The organism is Solibacillus sp. FSL W7-1472 (genome assembly GCF_037969775.1).
Lineage (GTDB): Bacteria > Bacillota > Bacilli > Bacillales_A > Planococcaceae > Solibacillus > Solibacillus silvestris.
The window spans coordinates 356,584-381,331 of record NZ_CP150208.1; the positions used below are offsets into that span (position 1 = coordinate 356,584).

Here is a 24,748-nt window from a genome sequence, read left to right on the forward strand (position 1 = left end):
GCGCTTTAGCACTTTTGTTCTAACGCTGTTCAAATAACTGAACGATTTCAATAATGACTTCCGTCGCTTTTTCCATTGTTTCAGCTGATACAAATTCATATTTGCCGTGCATATTTTCGCCGCCTGCAAATATATTCGGTGTTGGCAAGCCCATGTATGAAAGCTGGGAACCATCAGTACCGCCGCGAATTGGCTCAACAATCGGTGTGATATTAAACTTAGAAAACGCTTCTTTTACAATATCGACGATTTCCATAACAGGCTCGATTTTTTCGCCCATATTATAGTATTGATCCTCAATCGCTACTGTAATTGCTTCCTCACCGTATTTCTCCTGTAACTCTTTGCCGACCTTTGCCATATACGCTTTTTTCTCTTCGAATTTAGCGCGGTCATGGTCACGGATAATGTAAGACATTGTTGTTTCTTCAATGCCGCCGTTGAAATGCATTAAATGGATAAAGCCTTCATAGCCGTCCGTTTTTTCAGGAACTGCATCTTTAGGCATTTCGTTTTGGAATTCAATCGCCATTGTAATCGAGTTCACCATTTTATTTTTCGCCGAACCCGGGTGGATATTCGTACCGCGTGTCGTTACTTTTACGCCAGCTGCATTAAAGCTTTCAAATTGTAATTCACCAAGCGGACCTCCATCCATCGTGTATGCATAATCCGCACCGAATTTTTCGACGTCAAATTTGTGTGGACCGCGCCCGATCTCTTCGTCCGGTGTAAATGCTACACGGATTTTTCCGTGCTTGATTTCCGGATTTTTCACTAAGTATTCCATCGCAGTCATAATTTCAGCGATGCCGGCTTTGTCATCAGCACCAAGCAATGTATTGCCATCTGTTGTGATTAACGTTTGGCCAACATAGTTCTTTAAGTTCGGGAAGTAGTCCGGTGCCATTACTAACCCATTATTTAATGTAATCGCTTCACCGTCATAGTTATCGATGCGCTGAGGCTGTACATTTGTTCCTGTGTAATCCGATGTTGTATCAACATGCGCTAAAAAGCCGAGTGTCGGTACGTCTTTATCTGTATTCGATTCAAGTGTTGCAAAAAGGTAGCCGTTTTCGTCAAGTGTAATGTCTGTTAAACCGATTGCTGCCAATTCATCTTTTAATACATGTAATAAATCGAATTGCTTCATTGTAGAAGGGGTTGTGTCAGAGTTGAAATCTGATTGTGTATCAATTTTTGCATAGCGTACTAAACGTTCAATTACTTTCTCTTTCATCCGAAAAAGACCTCCTAAATACTTATTGCTTTCATTCTACACTTTTTATTTCGGAATTTGAACTAATTATCTTCATTCAGCGGCTACTTAAGTACCCGCTGAATGAAGATAAGCCTCTGGCAGATGTCACAGATTTTTTAAATGAATAATGAAGTCAGCCTAAATACGTCACATCGTGTGACAACGGCTGACTGACCCACATCCTGTGTGTCTAAAAAATCTGGACACGATTACGCTTTAGCGTAATCGATCATAATCAATTATGCTGAGCATGAGGAAAAACTGTGCGCCGTAATACGTAAACATAATCAAGATATGGGAATAGGCAACCTCAAACATAAAACGGTTAATAGCCAAGACCGAATCCGACATGATAAAGAGGGTGGCGCCGATGACAGCAAACTTACTGCCTGTTCGGAACGATGTCCATCCCATCGTTAAAATTACTAAAATATAAGCAGTCACTGCAATGGCGAGTACAGCATCTCCTTTTTTAAGAAGACTTCCTGCAATCCAGAACATCATAACCGCACCATATAAAGCTAAAAAAAACTTTACGTACAGTGGTGTATTCTGCTGATTTGTTGAGCGGAAAGCAAAAATATAGAAAATATGACCGACCAGAAAAAAGCTCAGTCCAATAATGAACCACTGCAATGTATAGTCGCCAACCGCACAGAAAATTAAACCAATAGAGATCAGCCAGTAATATGGTGATTTCACATGTACTTTCGTTAAAAATGCGAGCACTATAAGGAAAATCATTGGCAAAAGCTTAAAGACCATTTTTAATGAACTATCGATCGATTCAAAAAAGAACACATAGTACAAGCCAAGCCCGAAGAAAAGTAAAATCAGAACTTTACGTGCCATCTATTAACCCCCAAGTAAAAATATTTATATAAAATTAATGTAAAACCAAACTATCAATTTATAAAAATGCAATATATGCTCTATTATGCCAGAAATTATGCAGTTTTACTTGTTTATGAATCTTTTTGGGAGGTTATTCGTACATAGTAAGTAAGAGAGGGTGATTGTTATGGGACAATTATTGCTAATAACGGCAATTGGATCACTTTTGATCACATTATTATTAATGCCGTTATCAAAAAAAGTTCGCAATAAGGAGCTTTCATCAAAAACATTTACGAGCTTATTCATTACGACATTTATTGTAAGCTTTATATCAGTATTCTTAACAGTATATATTTCAAAAATCGATCTAAGCTGGACGATTTTCTTATACGTAATACCTGTTGTAGCCATTATTGGGGCAATATTTGCTGTTGGGAAGGAGCAAAAAATTAAATCAGCCATCGTGCTTGTTGGCATTATTGGGATCGGCTATTTAGTAAGTGCACCATTTTTAAATGCAAATGAAAAATTCAAATCTTCAGAGATGAAAGAAAAAACGGAAATTTCGTCGTTTGATGAGACGAAAACACCGGCAAGTGTACCGCCAAAATTTGTTAAAAACAAAATGAAAAAAGCGTTTGGACAGGTTCCAAACACGAGCTATTATGAATTAGGAAACCTGCAAATTCAAAAAGTAAATGATCAGTATGTTTACATTGCACCTGTAGAATTTTCAGGATTCTTTAAATGGTTCAACGGAAAAACAACACCTGGTTATTTCACGATGAGTGCTACAGACTCAAGCGATAATCCAAAGTTTGTGAAGGCTGAAATGAACTATGTTCCATCTGCTTATTTAAATAAAAACCTGGAGCGTCATATTCGTCTTCAAAATCCATCATTAATTTTCTACGGAGATCCGCAGCTTGAAATTGATGAGGATGGTAAACCGTATTACATCCGTTCTTACGGGGAATTTATTTCAGCACGTAACGGCTTTGATGTAAAAGGGGTTGTACTTGTTGATGCGGAGACAGGTGCAACAGAGAAAATCGCGATTGCAGATGTACCGGCATTTATCGATGGTGCGGTATCACCGGAAGCGGTAAGTTTGCAAAATAGTTATTACGGTAATTATGTGCACGGATTCTGGAACAGTCTAGTCGGTAAAAAGGATGTTAAGTTGCCGAGCGATGAAGGTACGGAAGCAAATGTAAGCCCGATCTTTATGGAAGATGGGGAAATGTATTATTTCACTGATTTTACAAGTCCGAAAGAGGGCGTTGACTCGATGCTTGGTTATGCATTAACACATGCACGTACCGGTGAAGCGACGTACTATACCGGAAATCTGGAAGAGTCTTATATGGATTCCCAAGGGGCTCTTGAAATTATCGAGAAAAAGTTCATCGAAAAAGAATGGGAAGGTGAAATGCCGATCCTTTACAACTTCTACGGTGAAGCGAGCTGGCTGTCAGCTGTACTCGATGCGAACGGATTCCTGCAAAATTACTTTATCGTGTCAGCAGCAAATCCTGAAATTTCGGCGTATGGTACAACACCAAATGAAGCGTTAAGACTTTATAAAACAGCGCTAAGTCGTGGCGGAAGTACGGTAGACGGTACTTCAAATGCTGAAGAAGCAAAGGCGACGGTAAAAGTCGTGCGTGTTTATAAAGAGCGTGTAGGGGATTTCACGATCGTATCATTCCTGGCAAATACAGGTGAAAACTTCATTGTTTCTACAGAAGTTGCACCGTTTGCAATTTACTTGCAAGAAGGCGATCAGGCGACCATTACGTATGCGAAAACAGGGGAAGATTTCCAGCCTGTGAAAGCATTGCAAATTGAAGGATTGAAATAAACAAAGAAATTTGGGCAGAAGTAGAAGTACCGCTGGATAAGAAGAAAACTCTTATTAAGAAACGGATACTTTGTAAAATTGATTGGAATGTAGGGCGACTCCAGCGGGAACAGCACGACGCCTGAGACTACAGGCTCAGGCCGTGCCCGCGGAAAGCGTCCCGGAATGGAAATCAATTTTTAACGCTCAGCAAAAAAATGCTATTTTTCTCACAGAGAAAAATAGCATTTTTGGTTTATTAGCCTACTTCCAAGTGAAACCTTGTGAAGCGAGGAACTCTTTCATATGTGGACGATTTTGTTCTACTAAGTAATCAGCCATTTGCTTTGTCCATGTTGCCGTCTTTTGATTTGAAGATCGGCTGCTGTAATAGTCTTCCATAATTCCATCATACTCATCTAGAAGCGTATCGTATTGATCAACGTCATAGCCATTTTCATGCAATACCGCAGCTACTGGTAAGCGCGGTTTTGTTTCATTGCGTTTTGTCGGTGTACCAATCGTCATCGCAAATAGCGGGAAAACATATTCCGGTAAATTGAACAGCTCGCTAATTTCCTTAGGATTTGTACGGGCACCGCCAATATAGCAAATGCCGTAACCCATTGATTCTGCTGCAATAACAAAGTTTTGCGCAAATAATGCAACATCTGCTACACCTACAAGCACGTTTTCAGCCGTGTCAGCAGAAATATCGACTCCGTGCTTTTGACCAGCTACCTGCAAACGTTTGAAATCTACGCAAAACAAGAAAGAGGCACCAGCTGTTTTGAATTGGAATTCGTTTTTAGACAGTTCACCCAGCTTAGTTTTCTTTTCTTCATCCGTTACCCAGATAACACTGTATGCCTGCACAAAATGCGAGCTTGCCGCCATTTGTGCTGTTTCGATTAAATCGATGACAGTTTCTTTTGAAATTTCCTCACCTGTATATTTGCGAACAGATGTGTGACTGCGTAATAATTCTTTTGTATTCACGTGAACATCTCCCTTTTATGTAATAAAAATCTTAATGGTATATCCTTCAAGCTTATTTTAGTCAATATTTTAGTTGAAGTCGATTATAAGCGTCTATTCAATTCATAGGGAGGAAATTTTTGCATATCGTTAAATACAGATAAGAGTAATCAGAATAGAAATCTGAAAATTTTAATTTTTTGTGTTGACATATCGGATTAGTATGTTTTATACTGAGACTCAACGATGGAACACAAATCACATAACTCTTATCAAGAGCGGCGGAGGGAATAGGCCCTGAGATGCCCGGCAACCAGTAAGTGATGAACTGACTAAGGTGCTAAATCCTACAAAATGGACAATCATTTTGAAAGATAAGAGGAGGCAAACTTGCTCATGCGCAACCCTCTTCTTAACTGAAGGGGGTTTTTTTCATTTAAAAAATCCTCCTCAAAAACACCGATTTCACCATCGATTAAATTTTTGGGGGTATTAAAATGACAAATTTAAGACCAGAAACATTATTATTACACGGGGGTCAAAAGCCAGACCCGGAAACAGGAGCAATTGCAGTTCCGGTTTACCGTACAACGGCCTATGCATTTAATGACACAGCTCATGCGCAACGTCTATTTGCATTACAGGAAACAGGCAATATTTATTCAAGAATTATGAACCCGACAGTCGGGGCATTTGAAGAACGGGTTGCTTTATTAGAAGGGGGCACAGCTGCAGTAGGGCTTTCATCTGGCGCAGCAGCAGTAGCATTTTCTATTTTAAACGTAGCCGGTGCAGGGGATGAAATTGTTGCGGCAGGTTCACTTTACGGTGGGACTTATAATTTATTCGCGACAACATTGCCTCGTTACGGCATTACAGTAAAATTCGTAGATGAATCAAATCCTGAAAATTTCCAAGCGGCAATCACTGATAAAACGAAGGCAATCTTCGCAGAAATTATCGGAAATCCAAGCTTGAAAGTACTGGATATTGAAGCGGTAGCAAACATCGCTCATGACAATGGTCTTCCTTTATTAATCGACAGCACATTTGCTTCCCCATATGGAAGTAATCCGATTGAATTCGGCGCGGATGTTGTCATTCATTCTGCAACAAAATGGATTGGCGGTCATGGAACGACGATCGGCGGGATTGTCGTTGATGCCGGTAAATTCGACTGGACACAAGGAAGACATCCAGGGTTTACAGAACCCGATACTTCATACCACGGTCTAAGATACGGAATTGACACAGCAGGCGCTGCATTTGCGACAAAGCTTCGTGTTCAACTATTGCGTGATTTTGGTCCAACATTATCTGCTGACGCGGCATTTAATTTCCTGCAAGGACTTGAAACGCTTCATTTGCGTATTGTCCGACACAATGAAAATACACAGAAAGTTGCCGAGTATTTAAGAAACCACCCATTTGTGGAGTACGTGAATTACAACGGCTTTGAAGATTTTGCGACACATGATTTAGCGAAAAAGTATTTGAAAAACGGCTTCGGATCAATCATTACGTTCGGAATTAAAGGCGGACGTGAAGCTGGCCGCCAAGTAATCGATAACGTGGAATTGTTCTCACATGTAGCGAACGTTGGCGATGCCCGTTCATTAATTATCCATCCTGCGAGCACAACACACCAACAGTTATCTGCGGAAGAATTAAAAACTGCCGGCGTATCTGAAGAACTCATTCGCTTATCGATCGGGTTAGAAGCAGCGGAAGATATTATCGCGGATTTAGAGCAGGCATTAGCGAAAGTTGCAGCGGAAGTTGGAGTAGAAACAAACGCATAATGCTTTAAAAATAGGCTTAGCTTTTCCCATTCGAAAAGCTAAGCAATTTTTAGAAAATTAATCCCTACTATTTTTATAAGTTTTATTGACAAATTAAATACCTAGTAATACAATTGGGATAATTATATTACCAACCGGAAAAATTTAAAGTGATGTTGCAGCATCATTGGAAGAAAAGGAGTTGTTCAACATGGGGAAAGTATACAGTGCACAAAACGTTGCAGCCTATATTATTTATGAACTAAATGACGTAAAGGAATTTGTGAACGCTTGTGCGATCCAGCAAATTTTGGCGGATGTGAATACGATGTGGCAGCATGTTTTCGGACACAGTGCTTTCTCAGAACAAGCTCACGATCTTGCCACAGCGGGTTATGTTATAAAAGAAGTTGCCGAGGAATACAGAATTCATGGTACAGCCCATATTTTGTCGCCAGCTAGAGAGTGGTTCTTAAAATATGGGGAATTTCAGTTAGTAGAGCGCCCATACGCGGTCCCTGACTTCTCGGCAAAAGAGGAAATCGTCATGACCAAGATTTTAACTGCCTATCGTTTACGGGCATATAATGATATAAACGTGGCAGTATAAAATAATTCCGGAACACTAGCGAGCCCCCTTGCTAGTGTTTTTTTATTCGGTGATTTTTTTACACGGTGTATATGGTTTATTAGAAGTATGAAAACGATTATTAGAAGAAATTTTGGGGATATTAGAAGAAATGTCGATGTTATTAGAATTTGGGTGAATTTGAAGGTTGGGTACGCTTATTTTCCGGGCAGGAAATGGTTATTGAAACCGGTGTTTGCGATTTATTAGAACAATGATGAGCGATATTAGAAGAAGTGTGAGCGATATTCGCAAATGGAGTGTGGATATTAGCAGATTGCGACCCCATTTTAGAACATTAACCGGTTATATTAGAAGATCGCAATTTTATTAGAACATTTCAAAATATATTAGACGATTTCCGAATATATTAGAACATAACAAAACTCTCTCAACTACTTAGCCCCAAACACAAGTAGTGACTGGAAATATTAACATCATAGTCTCCAAATTAGCTCTTAAAAAATAAAATTTGAATGAATATTGACCGTTTACAGTAAACAAATGTCCTTCTAGGCGAGATTATCCTTGTTTTCATGTATTATATAGGATAGAATTTTCTTTAAGATAAATTTTTTGAATTATTCGTTAATATATGCGTGTTAAGAATTTGGAGGAGAAAGGCAATGGCAACAATCAAGGCAGCGATCTTAGGATTTGGCACAGTAGGTCAGGGAATTTACCATATTTTAAATGAAAAGAGGCAGGAGCTTCGCGAAAAGCTGGGTGTTGAACTGGAGGTCGCGAAGATTTTAGTAACCGATGCAAGCCGTGAGCGTGTACCGGGCACAAAACATTTAATGACGGAATCAATGGATGACGTACTGGCGGAAAATAATCTGCAAGTTGTATTTGAAGCGATTGTAAATGAAGAGCCTGCATTCACTTACTTAAAACGTGCTGTTGAGGCAAAATGCCATGTCATTACAGCGAATAAAGTAATGCTTGCAAAACGGGGCGAGGAGCTCGAAGCATTGGCGAAAGTAAATGGTGTATTCGTCGGCTTTGAGGCAACGGTAGCAGGTGGTGTGCCTATTATTAAAACAATGAAAAATATTCTTCTGGTCAACGAAGTAAGCTGCGTTCAAGGAATTTTAAATGGAACAACAAACTATATTTTAACAAAGATGCGTGCAGAGGGCTGGAGCTTTGAACAAGCATTGAGAGAAGCACAGCAATTAGGTTATGCAGAAGCGGATCCATTTAACGATGTATCGGGTCAGGATGCATTTAAAAAGCTGATGATTTTATCGAGCCTTGCATTTGGGGAACAGCCAAATTGGGCAGAGGTAGAAGTGATCGGAATCGATACAATTTCATCAGAACAAGTAGCGGAAGCAACAGCGCAAGGTCTTCGCTATCGTCATGTGGCAGAAGTGGAAAAACTCGAAGACGGTACAATTCATGCAAAAGTGGCACCACTACTCGTGAACAATGAACATCCGCTTTATCCTGTAGATGATGTGTTCAATGCGGTGACGATGGAGACAAACTATATCGGAACATTATCCGTAATTGGGCCTGGCGCCGGGATGTATCCGACAGCAAGTGTAATGGTAGAGGATTATGCTGAGATTATCGGGAAACGTGCAGGGTTTACAGTCACTATTTAATAAGAAGAGATTAAAAAGAAGCGAACTCGATGAACGAATTCGCTTCTTTTCTATTAGTCCTCATCTTTTATATCGACATCTTCGGGAATCGGAGTGTTTTTCCAAATTTCAATTTCTTCTTTAATTCGTTCGAGTTGCTGATGGTACGTATCAAATTGCGCACTATTAATTAAAAAGTGTTCACCATCATGTACTGCTTTTATACGACCAGCATAAATGTACTGTAAAACCTGATGTTCAGGCATGCCTATATCTGCTGCAGTTTGTTCTACTGTTTTAAACATCATGATGCCTCCTTTTTAGTTTAAGTTAATCTTATTATAAATCGATTTTAACAAAACTTCATCTCGTATGGACTTCTAACGTATGATAGCATAATTAATAAAAATGGGGTGTAGGATGTGAATATTTTACCGTATTTGTTTGTGCTTATGGCCGCCATGCTCTGGGGGACGGTCGGAACAACACAAACCTTTTTAACGGAAGGGATTTCTTCGTTTGCGGTAGCATGTGTAAGGTCGGGTATTGGCGGAGGCGTTTTACTACTTGCGGTTTTGGCAATGCGGAAAATTTCATTTCGTAACTGGTCATGGAAGTGGACCATTTTAGCGGCGATCGCGATTGCTCTATTCCAAAGTCTGTTTTTCACATCTGTCCGCTTTACTGGAGTTGCAGTAGGAACGGTTGTAACAATCGGCAGCGCGCCTGTATTTGCGGGATTCATCGAGTGGATCTTTTGGAAAGTACGTCCAACTCTCGTATGGGCAATTGCAACAGTGCTCGCCATTGTCGGCTGCCTGCTGTTATTTATGAATCAAGGTGAGACGGCGATCAACCCGCTTGGCATAGGGTTAGCATTGGCTGCAGGTTCCATGTTTGCCCTTTATACGAATGTGAGTAAGCAGTTGATGAAACGGGAAGAAACATTGCCTGCTGTTGCAATGACTTTTTCCATTTGCGCCTTATTTTTATTGCCGCTTGCAGCAAAAGACGGTTTTGGCTGGCTGACAGAAGGCGTGAATATATGGCCGATTCTTTTTATGGCACTTGCTGCTACAAGTTTGGCATACATATTATTTTTAGGCGGCTTGAAGAAAATCAGTTCGTCGGCCGCGGTAACATTGAGCTTAGCCGAACCTTTAACAGCCGCATTACTCGGTGTGTTTTTAGTAGGGGAACATTTAACATTTGTTGCATGGACTGGTGTTAGTCTATTATTAGGTGGAATAATTGTGTTAACATTCGGCACAAAGAAAGCTGCTTCATAGGAGGCAGTTTTTTTGCTTTGTTATGAAAAAATCACTGATGTGGCACTGTGCCTGCGTTTATTAGCCGATACTGTGTTGAAAGTAGAAAGTTCTGGCCCGAAAGTGGAACCATTTAAATGAAAAGTAGAATTTTTGGCCGTGAAAGTAGAACAAATCCCGTATAAAGTAGAACCGGCTATTTTTATAGACAATACTTCCTCGAAAGCAAAATCTCATTTAATGTAAAATAAGAAATCTTAAGAATTTCTTCAGATTTTCAGTAGTTAGATGTTAAGAAATGGGCTTTATTATAAACTTATAAGAAAAAGTTGTGAGGTGAGCAAAGATGAATCAGCTGACGGTGCTCGTAACAGATGACGATCAGGACATCCGAGACGGCATAGAAATTTATTTGAAAAATGAAGGTTACCGGGTGTTAAAAGCGGCAGACGGGCTTGAGGCAATCGAACTGCTTGAACAAAATGAAGTACACTGTATGATTTTAGACATCATGATGCCGAAGATGGATGGGATTACCGCCACATTCAAAATTCGTGCAGAACGCAATATCCCGATTATTATGCTCAGTGCAAAGGCGGAACAAAGCGATAAAATTCATGGGCTTTCAGTAGGTGCGGACGATTATATTACAAAGCCGTTCCACCCGCTTGAATTGATGGCACGCGTCAAGTCCCAGCTAAGACGCTATGTCAACTTCGGCACGGCAGGAGAAGCCGCTCCGCTTGTTGAAGGACTGGAGCTGGACGCTGCAGCGCGGGAAATCCGTGTGGACGGAGAACCTGTCAAACTGACACCGACTGAGTATAAAATAACTGAGCTTCTACTAAAAAATGCGGGGCGCGTCTATTCAATCAGCGATATTTACGAACTCGTATGGAATGAACCCGCGTATAACGCAGAGAATATTGTTGCCGTGCATATCCGGAAAATCCGTGAAAAAATCGAAGCCGATCCGAAAAATCCCCGTTATTTAAAAGTGGTGTGGGGATTGGGTTATAAAATTGAAAAGTAAAATTCTCTCTTGGGTTGGAGCTCTCGGCGCGGTGATCGGTTTTTATTTTATCGGGACTTATTTTATCGACTATTTGACAGGGCGATTCGTGCCCTTAGTAAAGCAATTCCTATATTTTCTATAATTAAGTGAGGAGGAAGGAAAAATGAAAAACAATAAATTATACCTCCAGCTTTTTCTTATGTTTGTGGTGGCAACTGCACTCAGTTTAATTTTTACTAATGGCGGTCGTTATTTAGGAAAAACTTTTTATGAATCGCAAAACTATAACAACGAGGCAGAGAACTTAGTATACGAGTTCTCGCAATATGTGTTTAACACGCCGACGGAAGAGGAATTTAAAGGGGCTTTAACAGTATCGGATGAGGAAATGTACGATTACCGTACATATTACGGCTCCCTTGCTGAGCAAATTCAAAATATTAAAGAGCAGTATTCAAGCGAAATAAACACAACACAAGATCAGGAAGTAATTGAGGCAATCGAACAAGAACGTGATGCCAAAATTGCCGACATTAAGAAAAACTTTGAAGATGATGAGTATGTAAAAGAAAAAATACTAGTAATTAAGGAAAAAGCAATTCAGCAGAAGCTAAAAGAAATTGAAAGAGAAAAGAAAGAAGTTTTGAGCAAATACAATCACTTTGCTTATGAATTTAAAGATGAAAAAACCGGAGAAGTTTACCGTAATGGCGATATTAGTGAAAAGAGTGTCTTTAAAAAACAAGTAAATAATGTAGGGAAAAACCTCTCAGGTCTCTATCCGCTTAATTATTATGAGTATGATAGCATGGGGATTCTGCAAGATAGCTATACACTTGAGCAGGATTTATCGGATATTTCGGGTGTTGTAACTGTGCCGGCTAGTTGGATCGCAAACACTCATATAAGCAATGAAAAAAGTGCGTTTATCATTACGAAATATGTGTATTACGGCATTATTCTTGGGGGAATTATCAGTTTCGTTTTATTGATGACTTCTTTAAAACCGACGCTTGAACAGTTCAATCGTCAGTTCCAGCTACGTGAACTATTTGAACGTTTCCCTATTGATATTCGAATCGTAGCAACTCTTATTGCAACATACTTTGCATTTATATTTAATGGTTCTTTTACAAGATCCATACAGACGCTAATTTATCACTATACGGATAATCGTTCGGGTTTTCTTACGGATTTTATCGTGACAGGCGTTATCAGTTTTGCGCTTATTGTTGCAATCGTCTTTATGGTTGTTTCAATATGGGTAAGTTTAAAAGGGCAACGTGATGTGGAGAAAATCTGGCCGGAGACATTTACGGCGAAGTTTGTAGATGGTGCCATCTCAATGTTTGAAAATCGTTCAATCGGGATGCAGTCACTAATATTGCTTCTTGTTGTTTTCCTTGGAGGCTTTGGATTTGCCGTTGTTATGACAGCAGGCAGTTTCGGTGTTTTCCTGTTCTATATGTTTTTATTTGTAGTGTTCTTTATTCCGGCACTCTATATGTTCATGCGTCGTATGGGCTACCTGAACCGTATTATGCAGCATACTGAAAACATGGCACATGGCCGTCTCACAAAAGATTTAAAGGTGAAAGGGAAATCTCCTTTAGCAAGACACGCCGAAAATTTAAATGGGCTTCGTGAAGGTGTCCGTAACAGTATGAATGAACAGGCAAAAAGTGAGCAGATGAAAACAGAGCTCATTACGAATGTCAGCCATGATTTGCGTACACCGCTCACATCAATTATTACGTATACGGATTTACTGAAAAATCCAGCAATCACAGAGGAAGAGCGAAAAAAATATATCGACATTTTAGATGCGAAATCGAATCGTTTAAAAACATTAATTGAAGATTTATTTGAAGTATCGAAAATGGCAAGCGGCAATGTAGAAATTACGAAACAGCGCATAGACTTAGCACAACTGTTGCAGCAGGCGGTCGGTGAGCATGGAGAAGACTTTGCAGCAGCCAATTTGGATTTACGTATCAATATCGCAGAACAGCCGATTTATGCTCGTGTGGACGGGCAAAAATGGTGGCGTGTCATTGATAACTTAATTATTAACGCACGTAAATATTCGTTGGAAGGCACACGTGTTTACGTCAACTTGAAGTCGTATGAGGGGAATGCCGAATTGACTGTGAAAAATGTTGCGAAATACGAGCTGAACGAGGAAGCGTCCCAATTAATCGAGCGTTTCAAACGTGCCGATACATCACGTCATACAGAAGGTTCAGGGCTGGGGCTAGCCATTGCACAGTCAATTGTTGATTTGCATGACGGGCAATTGGACATCGCAGTTGATGGGGATCTGTTTAAAGTGACGGTTAGTATTCCAACAGATAAATAAGGAATGAAAACTGCAGCGAGGGGTGTGTGCCTTGCTGTAGTTTTTTATTTTGGTGGTGCGCGTGGGGATATATTGGAAGAAAAAAGTTTTTATTAGAAAAAGTGCATCGGATATTTGAAAGTTCGGATCTGTTATTTGAAAAGTACATGCACATTTTAGAAAATCCGGCGAGGCTATTAGAAAACCCCGGTTTTATTAGAACAAGCGAATGCCATATTAGAAAAAAGCCGAATTTATTAGAAAACTGCAACTGATCGTCTTTGACATTTTAAAAGATGATAATATTATTGACTAACGCCATAAGTCCAAAATATAGTAAAATAGCACATTGTAGATAAAAAATAAGTTAGGAGCAACATTCCGATGCGTATACTTTTAGGCATAGTAGCATTAGCGATATACAGTGGTCTCACTTTTTATCTTGGCTGGAATTTTAGGGCATGGCTGTTGTCGATTCAGCAATTTCGCTGGCCGATTATTTATTGGACAGTGCTGTTTTTCGTATCATACGGTTATTTTATAGGAAAGCTCCATCCACTGTTAACGCCCTTTTCGGTGCTCGGCAGCTATTGGATGTTCTTTTTGCAGTACGGGCTCTTCCTTTGTATCATCGCCAACTTAATCATCAAGTTTACACCGCTTACAACGAAAATGGTCGGTACAGGGGTTGTTGGTTTACTCGTTATTTTATTGATTGCAGGTACATATTTTGCTTATTCACCGGTAGTTCGAAATGCGACAATCAACATCGATAAACCTGGAGATGATATGCGTATCGTGATGGCATCGGATTTCCACCTCGGTTTGTTGTCAGGGAAAGGACATTTGGAGAAATTTGTTGCGCTTTCAAATGAACGAAATCCTGATTTAGTGCTTCTTCCTGGTGATATTGTCGATGATAGTCCAAAGCGCTTTGTCGAAAAAGACATGGTCGAAGTGATGAAAAATTTAAAGGCGACATATGGTGTATACGGAGTACTGGGTAACCATGAATATTACGGTAATGAAATACCGGAATTTAAAAAGGAAATGGCAGAAGCAAACGTTAAAATACTAATGGATGAAACAATTTTAGTGGCGAATCGTTTTTATTTAACAGGGCGGGAAGATGTGACGAACAAAAACCGTTTAGCCTTAAAAGAGATGCAGCCCGAAAAGGCAAACTTGCCTTGGTTTGTTATGAACCATACGCCGCTGGATTTGGATGAGCCGGCTCGTTTAGGAGTGGATCTCCATGTTTCGGGACATACGCACCGCGGTCAAATGTGGCCAAACCACCTCATAACAGAAAGAACTTTTGAGTTGGATTACGGCCTTCTCAAAAAAGAGCAGTTACATGCGCTTGTTTCGAGCGGCTTTGGTTTTTGGGGGCCTCCGACACGTATTGGCAGTCGCTCTGAATTATGGGTAATAGATGTAAAATTTAGCGAATAAGAAAGCAAAAAGGGGAACAGAAAATGGAATGGATTGAGCTATTAAAAGCTTTAATTTTAGGGTTTGTCGAAGGGATGACCGAATTTGCGCCAGTTTCCTCAACAGGACATATGATTATTGTTGATGATATGTGGTTGCAGACGAAGGAATTTTTAGGATCAGGTTCGGCAAATACATTTAAAATTGTTATTCAGCTAGGATCGATATTGGCAGTCGTTTTCGTTATGTGGAAACGATTACTAAGTTTAGTTGGATTATATAAAATAGAAGGACAGAAAAAGACTCGTTTTAATCTGGGACATGTAATTATCGGTATTATTCCAGCAGGTATTTTTGGCGTACTGTTTGAAGATTTTATCGATGAAAACCTATTCAGCATCAAAACCGTAATTGTAGGATTAATTATCGGAGCGATCTTTATGATTATTGCTGATAAATTTGGACCTAAAAAGCCGGCCATTACGACACTGGATGATATTTCGTACAGTAAAGCACTGAAAATTGGATTTATCCAATGTTTATCGCTTTGGCCAGGGTTTTCACGCTCGGGTTCAACGATTTCAGGCGGGGTATTGCTTGGATTGGACCATAAAACAGCAGCGGACTTTACGTTTATTATGGCCGTGCCGATTATGGCAGGGGCAAGCGGTTTGTCGCTTGTTAAGAACTGGGATCAAATTAACGCCGATCACTTTTGGTTTTATGCAGTAGGTTTTGTAAGCGCATTTGTATTTGCACTTATTTCGATTAAATTCTTCCTGAAGCTGATTTCTAAAGTGAAATTAACGCCATTCGCGATTTACCGAATTGTGCTGGCACTTATATTAATCATCGTTTTAGCTGTATAACAAGTAAAGGAGCTGTCTCGCAATAATATGCGCGGGACAGCTCCTTTTTGCCTTTATTTATTGAACAGATCAAATAATCCGCCGATGCCGCCTTCACCTGCGTCTTTACCGCCACCGCCTTGAGAAATCGGTGCTGCAGCAAACACACGGCTTGCCAGACGGCTGAATGGCAATGATTGTACCCAAACTGTACCAGGACCGGAAAGTGTTGCAAAGAATAAACCTTCTCCACCGAATAAAGCCGTTTTAATGCCGCTTACCATTTCGATATTGTAGTTTACATCTTGTGTCATCGCAACTAGACAGCCTGTATCAATGCGCAATGTTTCGCCTGGCTGAAGTTTACGTTCATAAATTGTACCGCCTGCATGCACAAAAGCCATACCGTCTCCTTCAAGCTTTTGCATAATAAACCCTTCACCACCGAAGAATCCTGTACCTAATTTTTTCTGGAATTCTACGCCAACCGATACACCTTTTGCCGCAGCTAAAAATGCGTCTTTTTGACAGATGATTTTGCCGTCCAATTCACTTAAATTCATAGGAATGATTTTACCTGGATACGGAGAAGCAAAATACACTTTACGCTTGCCCATGCCGTTGTTAGTGAACGTTGTCATGAATAAGCTTTCACCTGTAATTAAACGTTTTCCTGCGCCAAGTAATTTTCCCATTAATCCGGAGCCCTGATTTGCAGAGCCATCACCAAATACTGTTTCCATCTGGATTTGATCTTCCATCATCATTAAACTTCCGGCTTCTGCTACAACCGTCTCCTGCGGGTCAAGCTCCACTTCTACAAACTGCATATCATCGCCGTGTAAAACGTAGTCGATTTCATGATTTTTCATTTTTATGTCCCCTTACAATTCAATTTAATATTTACAATAATAGATACGCTTGAAGATTCCAAAAGTTTCAAAACGGAGAAAATAATATTTGGCAATGAATAATATTCGTTCGTTATTCTTTTTGAGAGAAAAAGGGAATAAAGTAGAGAATGTCGAATAATAAAAAGGTAAATGAGAATTTGTGAGGTGGAGAAATGAAGCTGTTAAATTTTATTGGTGGAGAATGGATAGAAGACAATTCATTGCAAACGATGCCTGTGATCAATCCTGCAAATGGTGAACAGTTAGGAACGATACCACTTTCGACAAAATTCCAAGTCGAACTTGCTGCACAAAAGGCGAAGGAGGCCCAAAAACAATGGGCACTTGTCCCTGCGCCAAAGCGTGCGGATTATTTATATGAAATTGCATTTAAACTGAAAGAAAAGAAAGAACATCTTGCGCAAATATTAACGAAGGAAATGGGCAAGGTCATTGAAGAAGCACGCGGGGAAGTGCAAGAAGGAATCGACATGGCACTTTATATGGCAGCGGAGGGAAGGCGTTTATTTGGAGAAACGGTCCCGTCGGAATTGCCGAATAAGTTTGCGATGAGTGTACGCGCACCGATTGGAGTGGCTGGACTTATTACGCCGTGGAATTTCCCGATTGCAATTGCAACATGGAAGTCTTTCCCTGCACTCGTTGCCGGTAATACGGTTATATGGAAGCCTTCTAACGAAACACCTTTCATGGCTTACGAGCTTGCCAAAATATTTGAAGAGGTCGGCTTACCGCCTGGTGTCGTCAACGTTGTATTCGGTTCCGGTCCTACGGTGGGAACAGCGATCGTCGAGCATCCGGACATCCGTGTGATTTCCTTTACAGGGTCAACAACGACAGGAAGCAAAGTAGCCGAGCTTGGCGGAAAACATCTGAAGAAAGTTTCGCTTGAAATGGGCGGGAAAAATGCGGTCATTGTAATGGATGATGCTAATTTGGATTTAGCGCTTGAAGGTATTTTATGGAGTGCTTTTGGTACGGCTGGGCAGCGTTGTACAGCATGCAGCCGTGTAATCGTGCATAAAAATGTAAAACAGGAGTTGGAAAATCGTCTTGTGGAAGCAACGAAGCAGCTGACAATCGGAGATGGATTGGATCCTTCAGTTAAAGTGGGGCCTGTCATTAATAAGGCCGCACTGGAAAAAATTAATCATTATGTACAGATCGGTAAGCAGCAAGGCGCAAACTTGCTGATTGGCGGAGAAATTTTATCAGAAGGCGAATTGTCAAAAGGCTATTACTATGCCCCGACAATTTTTACCGATGTGGAGGCAACTAGTATTCTTGCGCAGGAGGAAATTTTCGGTCCTGTTATTAGTATTATTGAAGTTAGCAGTTTGGAAGAGGCAATTGAAGTAAATAACGGTGTGAAGTTTGGCTTATCAAGCTCAATTTTCTCACAAGATATTAACAAAATCTTCAAAGCACAGCAGTTGCTTGATACAGGAATTGTTTATGTAAATGCCGGTACAACAGGTGCGGAAATTCACTTGCCGTTTGGCGGTACAAAGGGTACAGGAAATGGCCACCGCGATTCAGGGCAGGCAGCGCTTGATGTGTATACGGAATGGAAGAGTATTTATGTAGACTACAGCGGCAAGTTGCAACGTGCCCAAATCGATAATAACGCTTGATGATTCATCTACTCGAATCATCGCATCTCAAAAAATATGTGGACGCAATCACGCTGATGCGTAATTGACTTAATAAAAAAGGGGATGTTTACATGAAAGTAGTAGTGTTAGGTGCAGGATTGATGGGGAAAGAAGTAGCACGCGATTTAGTCCGTAGTGAAGATGTGAAGAAGATTTTTTTAGCCGACGTTTCAACAGCTCCTGCAATGGAATTCGTTAATTCATTAAATACAGATAAGGTGGAAGTTGTACAGCTTGATGCAGAAGATGACAAAGCATTGCGTGATGTCATCAGCCACGGCGATGTAGTAGTGAATGCGCTGTTCTATAAGTTTAATGAACGTGTGGCAAAAGCGGCAATTGATGCAGGGGTACATTCAGTAGACTTAGGAGGCCACATTGGCGGGATTACAGAATCTATTTTCGAGCTGCACGGTCAGGCGGTCGATAAAGGTGTCACGATTATTCCGGATCTAGGTGTAGCACCGGGAATGATTAATATTTTGACAGGTTATGGGGCGACAAAGATTGATTCGGTAGAGTCGATCAAACTTTATGTAGGTGGAATTCCAACAACACCACAGCCTCCACTGCATTATATTCGTGTGTTCTCGCTGGATGGAGTATTCGATCACTATACAGAGCCTTCGAAAATGATTCAAAAAGGTGTGCTTGCTGAGGTCGAGTCTTTAACTGGACTGGAGCCGATCTACTTTGACGAATTTGGAGTATTGGAGGCATTCTACACATCAGGCGGAATTTCAACGTTATATAAAACATTCCCTCATGTGAAGACACTCGAATACAAGACAATCCGCTATAAAGGGCATGCCGAGCAGTTCAAACTGCTTGCTGACTTAGGCTTCCTTGATAAAAACAATACCGTTGAAGCTGGCGGTCGTGAAGTAAATGTCCGAGAAGTAACAAGAGAAGTTTTGGAGAAAAAACTGGATATCGGAAATAATGTCGATGCCGTACTATTACGTGCAATTATTTCAGGTGAAAAGTCAGAAGAGCAAATTACGTATGAATATGAAATGGTCGTACGAAAAGATACAGAGCATAACGTGACAGCGATGGCCCGTGCGACAGCAAATACGATTTCAATCGTGGCCCAAATGGTCGGCAAAGGACTGATTGGAGAGCGCGGTGTATTTGCACCGGAAACTGTTGTACCAGGCCGTGAGTTTATTCAGGAAATGGCAAGCCGTGGTGTTGACATTAAAGAAACATCACACCGTTCATCGATGATTGTAAAGTGGTAGGAGTGAAGCGATGAATTTCGAGTTCACAGAAGAACAGACGCTTTTACGAAAAACTGTGAGGCAATTCGTTGATGCAGAGATTATCCCTTATATTGCGGAATGGGATGCGGGCGGTGGTTTTGACCCGAAAATATGGAAGCATCTCGCCGAACTGGGCTTAATGGGAGTTTGTGTACCGGAGAAGTACGGCGGAGCAGGAATGGACTATAATTCGCTTGCAATTGTCTGTGAGGAGCTGGAGCGCGGAGATACGGCATTTCGTACAGCCGTTTCCGTGCATACTGGCTTAAATAGTATGACGCTCATGCAATGGGGAACAGAAGAACAAAAGGAAAAATATTTGGTGCCCCAGGCAAAGGGAGAGAAAATCGGCGCATTCGGTCTGACAGAACCCGGAGCAGGCTCGGATGTTGCGGCGATGAGTTCATTTGCGAAGCGCAATGGGGACCATTATATTTTAAACGGTCAAAAGACATGGATTTCCTTATGTGATATTGCGGATCATTTCCTTGTTTTTGCGTATACAGATAAGGAAAAAGCGCATCACGGAATTTCCGCATTTATCGTTGAACGTGAATGGGCAAGGTTTAGCTCAAAGGCGATCAAGGGCAAATACGGTATTCGTGCAGGCAATACAGGTGAACTGTTCTTTGAGGACGTCAAAGTACCGGCAGAAAATTTGCTCGGTGAAGAAGGCGAAGGGTTTAAAATTGCGATGTCCGCATTGGATAATGGCCGTTTTACTGTTGCTGCAGGCGCGGTTGGCTTAATACAGTCATGTATTGAAGCGAGCGTCAAGTACTGCAAAGAACGAGAAACTTTCGGTAAACCGATTGGTGAGCATCAGCTAGTCGGTCAAATGCTCGCAAAAATGGAAGCCGGCTATGAAATGAGTCGCTTGCTCGTTTATCGTGCAGGTGAGCTGAAAAATAAAGGCGTGCGCAACACTAGGGAAACATCTCTCGCCAAATGGCAAGCGTGCGACTTTGCGAATAAAGCTGCGGATGATGCAGTTCAAATTCACGGGGCATACGGCTATTCCGATGAGTACCCAGTAGCCCGTTATTTACGCAATTCCAAAGCACCAGTCATTTATGAAGGGACACGTGAAATCCATACAATGATGCAGGCAGATTATGTGCTGGGCAAACGCGCGGATAAGAAATTACGCCGGATGCTGCCAAGCTGGCCGTTTGAATAACTTCATGAAGCGGAAGGGTTATGCAGACCTTTCGCTTTTTTATATTGTAAGTAGCAGACAGGTAATTCGGCCGGATTGACGAATATAAAGGTAAAAGTGGCTAATAAAAAATAAATACGGCTAATATATTTCAAATTGGCGAATACCTCGCTGGATTTGACGATTATGTTAAGTGAAATGACGAATATGAAAAGAAAAGTGACGAATAAGTCAGTCCAATTGGCGATTACTGCCTATAAATGGGCCAATAAATTTAAACTGTCGAGTAAATTAGACGTCTTAGCTATTTGGAAATTCACGTTAATATAAAATTGAAATAATGAATCAGTATTAAAGGGGAGATTTGAAATGGTAATAATTCGGAAAATGCATGTTGAAGACATACCTCAAGTTCAGGATGTGGCAAAAAAATCTTGGAATGCTACATATGAAGGAATCATTCCTTTTGAGATCCAAGAAAAATTCCTGAAAGTTGCCTATAATAACGACAGGATGAAACAACGATTGGAACGTTCTTTTCTTTTTGTAGCTGAAATTGACAGTATTGTTGTAGGGTTCGCGAATTTCTCTCCTGTTAATGATGAGGGGAAAGCGGAACTCGGGGCGATCTACCTTTATCCAGAATATCAGGGAAAAGGGATTGGCTCTGCTTTATTGCAAAAAGGAATTAATGAACTGGAAGGCGTAGAGGAAATTTATATAAACGTCGAAAGGGACAATGAAATCGGCAAAAGCTTTTATGATGCAAAAGGCTTTCAGGTTTTGAAAGAGTTCGATGATGATTTTGAGGGACATATATTAAAAACAGTGCGAATGGTTTTAAATGTATAGCTTTGTCAGTAAAGATAATCAAAGGGGGAAATAAATATGAATACTGAAGTTCAAAACCTATACAATAAACTCATTGATGCCTGGAATAGACGTGATGCTCAAGGGATGTCTGATCCATTTGCAGAACATGGAGTCCAAATTGGATTTGATGGAAGTAAACTGATAGGCAAAGAAGAAATTTTTTCGAATCTTTTTACTATTTTCGAAAACCATCCAACCGCTCCTTTTATAACGAAAGTAAAAGAGATACGTTCGCTGGGAACTGATGCAGCAATTTTATATGCTATTGCAGGAATGATTCCTCCTGGAAAATCAGATATTGAACCAGCAGTAAATGCCCATCAAACACTAGTCGCTGTGAAAAAAGACAACGGTTGGCAAGTTGAGCTATTTCAAAATACCCCTGCACAGTTTCATGGAAGACCGGAATTAGTGGAGGAAATGACGGAAGAATTAAGGGAGTTGCTTTAGTTTTAGTGGAGAGTGATAGGAATGGTTAATTGGAAGAAGAGTAAGGGAGTGCTGGGTGCGGTCGTTTTATGTGGTGTGTTTTGGATTGCCCATCTGGCACAAGTACAGGTAAACGAATTGGAAGTACAAATAAGTGCGCAATATACGTAAGGTTATACATAGTGTTTGGGTGTTTTGAGAGTGAAGAAGGGCGAGCTTAGCATACTGAGCTTGCTTTTTTATTTTATACAACGAATAGCAATCAATGTTTTAAATAAGCAGAAAGAGCGAATGCTAAATGAAGTATAAATGACTAAAAGAAGTGTAAATTATGATTCTATATATGGATAAAGGATTAGGTTATATTAACCGAATTTCGATATTTCAGTATATTTATTTGGATAATAAAATTATATATGGAATAATTTTATTATTCTAGAGATAAGAGGGGTTACAGAAGATGAAGAAACTTGCATACTTATTTTTAGCGATGTTCTCAAGTTTGATGCTTGCTGCATGCGCGGAACAAAAAAGTGAAGAGAAAGAAGTAATTACAACAACTGCTGATCAGAGTGACTGGTCCTATGAGGAATCGACTGGACCTGAACACTGGGGAGAACTCCATCCCAGTAATTTAGCATGTGTGAATGGAAGTGAACAATCGCCGATTAATGTTGAGTTTCCCGAAGTGAAAGCAGATGGAAATTTAAAAGGGAATGAGATTCACTATGAACCAACACCTTATACACTCGAAAATAACGGTCATACGATACAGGCGAATGCCACAACAGAAAGCAATCACATTATTATTGAAGACAATGAGTACAAGCTTTCACAATTTCATTTTCATACACCAAGCGAGCACCAGTTTAATGGGCAAAACTATGATATGGAACTGCATTTAGTACATAGTGACAAGGATGGAAAGCTGGCTGTTATTGGGTTAATGATTCAAGAAGGAAATGAAAATAAACAGTTTGCATCGATGTGGAATGAATTACCGACAGATAAAACGGCAAAAGGTAATTCCGAAAAGCATATCATTGACTTACAGGCTTTACTGCCGGAGAATGAAACAACTTTCCAATATGCCGGTTCATTAACGACACCTCCTTGTACAGAAGAAGTACAATGGATTGTTTTTGAGCAGCCAATTGAAATGTCAAAAGCACAAATAAAAGCTTTCCAGAAGATTTTCCCCGATAATCACCGTCCTGTTCAGCCGATCAATGAACGGGAAATCAATAAAAGTGGAGAATGAAGAAGTGAAGAATTGGTAGAGAACGATTCAGCATAAAAATTTTAATGAAGAACAGAGCAGAAATAGAGGTTTTCAATAGAGGGGGAGGGTCAATATTGTTTTCATTGACTTTTCCGATTTTCCAGGCAGCTCGCCAAATTTATATGATTTGTATAAAGCTCTGATTTGGATGTGCAGGAAAGGATTGATTTTTCCTGTACACCCAAATTCTACATCAATGTGACGGGTTCGTTTGTCAGTGTTCTTAAAATAGGTATAGTTTCTTCTATTATATATCAATACTTTACGACACCGTTTTCTTGATTGTAAGCAATTTCTTTTTTCTCTCGCCAACGGTAAAATATTTTCATTAAGGGCATGATTAAAATAAAAATAAAAAGTAGTCTAAAGGTTTGGAACATTGAAACAAGCGAGACTTCCGCATTAACAGCATCAGCTAATAACACCATTTGATCTAAACCGCCCGGAGCTGTGCTTAAGAAGCTTGTGGAAAATGTTGTATCCAATGCCGAGGACATTAAAAAACTTGATCCGAATGTTAGCGCAATTAATGCCAAGGCGCTGAAAATGCCACCTGCCAGTACACGTAATGGCAGTTTTATCATATGTGGCTTGAGCATTAAACCAATATGTGCACCAATGAGAAGCTGAGCAACATCCATAACGATTCCTGGTACTTGTGGCATTACAAGTGGTGTTGTGAGTTGCAGTGTAATTAATAAAATGATTGGTGTAATGAAAAATGCAACGGGTAAATGAATGCGTTTCATTAAATGGGAACATGCCCATGCCAGGACAATTAACAATATTAAACTGATTGTCAGCTTAGCATCTGCGGGAGGTTTACTTATAACCTGCCCAGCGACAATAAATGGTACAAATACAACAACTAGTAATAGCCGGATTACTTGAAAATAAGATATAATGCCGATTTCCTCAACCTTTTCTTCTTCAGCAAATATAACAATCTGACCTAAACCTCCCGGGATAGCTCCCAGAACTGCAGCTTTAATTGGAATTTTTGTCCATCTACTTGTCAAATAAGCAATACCGATTGAACCACCTATTAAAATGACGTTTAATATTAACATATAAAATATAATAGAGCCTAGTATGCCGAATAGATTAGTGTTAAATTGTACACCGATTACGGTACCCACAATGACGACACCTGCATCCCGCATTTGACCCGACCATTTGAGAGGTCCTTTATAAATGAATTGAGCTAACATGACAATAACTATTGGGCCGAGCATCCATGGAATAGGGATGTGCAACAAACTAAAAATATAACCGCCAATTAAAGATAAAATTAACACCTTTAGCATTGCCTTCAACAGTAACACCCCTTCCTATAGCAGTATAC

General features: G+C 40.2%; 22 protein-coding genes and 1 riboswitch. Of the genes, 16 read left to right on the forward strand and 6 right to left on the reverse strand.

Features of this window, described 5'->3' with window-relative positions; translation table 11 throughout:
- Positions 1-19 precede the first annotated feature (19 nt).
- Both pepT and MKY07_RS01765 read right to left on the reverse strand, forming a co-directional pair.
- Positions 20-1,243 (reverse strand): peptidase T, encoded by a 1,224-nt coding sequence (gene pepT / locus MKY07_RS01760; RefSeq protein ID WP_014824883.1) that lies wholly within the window; start codon positions 1,241-1,243, stop codon positions 20-22.
- A gap of 237 nt (positions 1,244-1,480) precedes the next feature.
- Entirely contained in the window at positions 1,481-2,116 is a 636-nt protein-coding gene (locus MKY07_RS01765) for a lysoplasmalogenase (protein ID WP_339263614.1), read from the reverse strand.
- 169 nt (positions 2,117-2,285) lie between these two features.
- Here MKY07_RS01765 and MKY07_RS01770 point away from each other — a divergent pair, with 169 nt between their 5' ends.
- Positions 2,286-3,965: a hypothetical protein gene (locus MKY07_RS01770; protein ID WP_339263616.1), complete on the forward strand. Its 1,680-nt coding sequence runs from the start codon at positions 2,286-2,288 to the stop codon at positions 3,963-3,965.
- Positions 3,966-4,208: 243 nt separating this feature from the next.
- Here the strand turns inward: MKY07_RS01770 and nfsA are convergent, their stop codons facing one another.
- Entirely contained in the window at positions 4,209-4,943 is a 735-nt protein-coding gene (gene nfsA / locus MKY07_RS01775; RefSeq protein ID WP_014824880.1) for an oxygen-insensitive NADPH nitroreductase, read from the reverse strand.
- Positions 4,944-5,188: 245 nt separating this feature from the next.
- A riboswitch (SAM riboswitch) is annotated at positions 5,189-5,303 on the forward strand.
- A gap of 116 nt (positions 5,304-5,419) precedes the next feature.
- Between nfsA and MKY07_RS01780 the strand changes: the two genes are divergently transcribed.
- The 3 genes from MKY07_RS01780 (at position 5,420) to MKY07_RS01790 (ending at position 8,944) form a co-directional block, all read left to right on the forward strand.
- Positions 5,420-6,724, forward strand: a complete 1,305-nt coding sequence (locus MKY07_RS01780; RefSeq protein WP_008406255.1) for an O-acetylhomoserine aminocarboxypropyltransferase/cysteine synthase family protein — start codon at positions 5,420-5,422, stop codon at positions 6,722-6,724.
- 190 nt (positions 6,725-6,914) lie between these two features.
- Positions 6,915-7,313, forward strand: coding sequence for a hypothetical protein (locus tag MKY07_RS01785; protein WP_339263617.1), 399 nt, complete (start codon positions 6,915-6,917; stop codon positions 7,311-7,313).
- Positions 7,314-7,957: 644 nt separating this feature from the next.
- Positions 7,958-8,944 carry a homoserine dehydrogenase gene (locus tag MKY07_RS01790; RefSeq protein ID WP_008406257.1) on the forward strand — a complete coding sequence of 329 codons (987 nt, stop codon included), beginning with the start codon at positions 7,958-7,960 and terminating at the stop codon, positions 8,942-8,944.
- 53 nt (positions 8,945-8,997) lie between these two features.
- Here MKY07_RS01790 and MKY07_RS01795 read toward each other — a convergent pair whose 3' ends face one another.
- Positions 8,998-9,228 (reverse strand): hypothetical protein, encoded by a 231-nt coding sequence (locus MKY07_RS01795; RefSeq protein ID WP_008406258.1) that lies wholly within the window; start codon positions 9,226-9,228, stop codon positions 8,998-9,000.
- Between the two features lie 117 nt (positions 9,229-9,345).
- On the opposite strand from MKY07_RS01795, the gene MKY07_RS01800 reads away from it, so the two are divergent.
- The 5 genes from MKY07_RS01800 (at position 9,346) to MKY07_RS01820 (ending at position 15,847) form a co-directional block, all read left to right on the forward strand.
- Positions 9,346-10,212 carry an EamA family transporter gene (locus tag MKY07_RS01800; protein ID WP_065217475.1) on the forward strand — a complete coding sequence of 289 codons (867 nt, stop codon included), beginning with the start codon at positions 9,346-9,348 and terminating at the stop codon, positions 10,210-10,212.
- A 325-nt stretch (positions 10,213-10,537) separates the two neighbouring features.
- Positions 10,538-11,224, forward strand: coding sequence for a response regulator transcription factor (locus MKY07_RS01805; protein WP_014824875.1), 687 nt, complete (start codon positions 10,538-10,540; stop codon positions 11,222-11,224).
- Positions 11,225-11,369: 145 nt separating this feature from the next.
- Positions 11,370-13,565 (forward strand): MFS domain-containing histidine kinase, encoded by a 2,196-nt coding sequence (locus MKY07_RS01810; protein ID WP_065217474.1) that lies wholly within the window; start codon positions 11,370-11,372, stop codon positions 13,563-13,565.
- A 363-nt stretch (positions 13,566-13,928) separates the two neighbouring features.
- The gene (locus MKY07_RS01815) at positions 13,929-14,999 is read left to right on the forward strand and encodes a metallophosphoesterase (RefSeq protein WP_339263618.1); all 1,071 of its coding nucleotides are present in this window, start codon (positions 13,929-13,931) and stop codon (positions 14,997-14,999) included.
- A gap of 23 nt (positions 15,000-15,022) precedes the next feature.
- The gene (locus MKY07_RS01820) at positions 15,023-15,847 is read left to right on the forward strand and encodes an undecaprenyl-diphosphate phosphatase (protein ID WP_339263619.1); all 825 of its coding nucleotides are present in this window, start codon (positions 15,023-15,025) and stop codon (positions 15,845-15,847) included.
- Positions 15,848-15,900: 53 nt separating this feature from the next.
- Here the strand turns inward: MKY07_RS01820 and MKY07_RS01825 are convergent, their stop codons facing one another.
- Positions 15,901-16,698: a TIGR00266 family protein gene (locus tag MKY07_RS01825; RefSeq protein ID WP_008406265.1), complete on the reverse strand. Its 798-nt coding sequence runs from the start codon at positions 16,696-16,698 to the stop codon at positions 15,901-15,903.
- A 194-nt stretch (positions 16,699-16,892) separates the two neighbouring features.
- Between MKY07_RS01825 and MKY07_RS01830 the strand changes: the two genes are divergently transcribed.
- The 7 genes from MKY07_RS01830 (at position 16,893) to MKY07_RS01860 (ending at position 23,382) form a co-directional block, all read left to right on the forward strand.
- Positions 16,893-18,374, forward strand: coding sequence for an aldehyde dehydrogenase family protein (locus tag MKY07_RS01830; protein ID WP_008406266.1), 1,482 nt, complete (start codon positions 16,893-16,895; stop codon positions 18,372-18,374).
- 92 nt (positions 18,375-18,466) lie between these two features.
- Positions 18,467-19,639, forward strand: coding sequence for a saccharopine dehydrogenase C-terminal domain-containing protein (locus MKY07_RS01835; RefSeq protein ID WP_065217472.1), 1,173 nt, complete (start codon positions 18,467-18,469; stop codon positions 19,637-19,639).
- Positions 19,640-19,649: 10 nt separating this feature from the next.
- Positions 19,650-20,840: an acyl-CoA dehydrogenase family protein gene (locus tag MKY07_RS01840; protein WP_065217471.1), complete on the forward strand. Its 1,191-nt coding sequence runs from the start codon at positions 19,650-19,652 to the stop codon at positions 20,838-20,840.
- 348 nt (positions 20,841-21,188) lie between these two features.
- Positions 21,189-21,671, forward strand: a complete 483-nt coding sequence (locus MKY07_RS01845) for a GNAT family N-acetyltransferase (RefSeq protein ID WP_065217470.1) — start codon at positions 21,189-21,191, stop codon at positions 21,669-21,671.
- A 36-nt stretch (positions 21,672-21,707) separates the two neighbouring features.
- The gene (locus tag MKY07_RS01850) at positions 21,708-22,142 is read left to right on the forward strand and encodes an SgcJ/EcaC family oxidoreductase (protein ID WP_339263620.1); all 435 of its coding nucleotides are present in this window, start codon (positions 21,708-21,710) and stop codon (positions 22,140-22,142) included.
- 21 nt (positions 22,143-22,163) lie between these two features.
- Positions 22,164-22,292: a hypothetical protein gene (locus tag MKY07_RS01855; RefSeq protein ID WP_269454603.1), complete on the forward strand. Its 129-nt coding sequence runs from the start codon at positions 22,164-22,166 to the stop codon at positions 22,290-22,292.
- Between the two features lie 289 nt (positions 22,293-22,581).
- Complete coding sequence (locus MKY07_RS01860) at positions 22,582-23,382, forward strand: carbonic anhydrase family protein (RefSeq protein WP_014824866.1); 801 nt, start codon at positions 22,582-22,584, stop codon at positions 23,380-23,382.
- Positions 23,383-23,657: 275 nt separating this feature from the next.
- On the opposite strand, the gene MKY07_RS01865 is transcribed toward MKY07_RS01860, so the two are convergent.
- The gene (locus MKY07_RS01865) at positions 23,658-24,710 is read right to left on the reverse strand and encodes an AbrB family transcriptional regulator (protein ID WP_339264612.1); all 1,053 of its coding nucleotides are present in this window, start codon (positions 24,708-24,710) and stop codon (positions 23,658-23,660) included.
- Positions 24,711-24,748: the final 38 nt, after the last annotated feature.

Excerpts from the sequence above, each read along its gene's own strand:
- pepT (WP_014824883.1), bottom strand. The coding sequence starts at position 1,243 with ATGAAAGAGAAAGTAATTGAACGTTTAGTACGCTATGCAAAAATTGAT.
- MKY07_RS01765 (WP_339263614.1), bottom strand. The coding sequence starts at position 2,116 with ATGGCACGTAAAGTTCTGATTTTACTTTTCTTCGGGCTTGGCTTGTAC.
- MKY07_RS01770 (WP_339263616.1), top strand. The coding sequence starts at position 2,286 with ATGGGACAATTATTGCTAATAACGGCAATTGGATCACTTTTGATCACA.
- MKY07_RS01780 (WP_008406255.1), top strand. The coding sequence starts at position 5,420 with ATGACAAATTTAAGACCAGAAACATTATTATTACACGGGGGTCAAAAG.
- MKY07_RS01785 (WP_339263617.1), top strand. The coding sequence starts at position 6,915 with ATGGGGAAAGTATACAGTGCACAAAACGTTGCAGCCTATATTATTTAT.
- MKY07_RS01790 (WP_008406257.1), top strand. The coding sequence starts at position 7,958 with ATGGCAACAATCAAGGCAGCGATCTTAGGATTTGGCACAGTAGGTCAG.
- MKY07_RS01795 (WP_008406258.1), bottom strand. The coding sequence starts at position 9,228 with ATGTTTAAAACAGTAGAACAAACTGCAGCAGATATAGGCATGCCTGAA.
- MKY07_RS01805 (WP_014824875.1), top strand. The coding sequence starts at position 10,538 with ATGAATCAGCTGACGGTGCTCGTAACAGATGACGATCAGGACATCCGA.
- MKY07_RS01810 (WP_065217474.1), top strand. The coding sequence starts at position 11,370 with ATGAAAAACAATAAATTATACCTCCAGCTTTTTCTTATGTTTGTGGTG.
- MKY07_RS01815 (WP_339263618.1), top strand. The coding sequence starts at position 13,929 with ATGCGTATACTTTTAGGCATAGTAGCATTAGCGATATACAGTGGTCTC.
- MKY07_RS01820 (WP_339263619.1), top strand. The coding sequence starts at position 15,023 with ATGGAATGGATTGAGCTATTAAAAGCTTTAATTTTAGGGTTTGTCGAA.
- MKY07_RS01825 (WP_008406265.1), bottom strand. The coding sequence starts at position 16,698 with ATGAAAAATCATGAAATCGACTACGTTTTACACGGCGATGATATGCAG.
- MKY07_RS01830 (WP_008406266.1), top strand. The coding sequence starts at position 16,893 with ATGAAGCTGTTAAATTTTATTGGTGGAGAATGGATAGAAGACAATTCA.
- MKY07_RS01835 (WP_065217472.1), top strand. The coding sequence starts at position 18,467 with ATGAAAGTAGTAGTGTTAGGTGCAGGATTGATGGGGAAAGAAGTAGCA.
- MKY07_RS01840 (WP_065217471.1), top strand. The coding sequence starts at position 19,650 with ATGAATTTCGAGTTCACAGAAGAACAGACGCTTTTACGAAAAACTGTG.
- MKY07_RS01845 (WP_065217470.1), top strand. The coding sequence starts at position 21,189 with ATGGTAATAATTCGGAAAATGCATGTTGAAGACATACCTCAAGTTCAG.
- MKY07_RS01850 (WP_339263620.1), top strand. The coding sequence starts at position 21,708 with ATGAATACTGAAGTTCAAAACCTATACAATAAACTCATTGATGCCTGG.
- MKY07_RS01855 (WP_269454603.1), top strand. The coding sequence starts at position 22,164 with ATGGTTAATTGGAAGAAGAGTAAGGGAGTGCTGGGTGCGGTCGTTTTA.
- MKY07_RS01860 (WP_014824866.1), top strand. The coding sequence starts at position 22,582 with ATGAAGAAACTTGCATACTTATTTTTAGCGATGTTCTCAAGTTTGATG.
- MKY07_RS01865 (WP_339264612.1), bottom strand. The coding sequence starts at position 24,710 with ATGCTAAAGGTGTTAATTTTATCTTTAATTGGCGGTTATATTTTTAGT.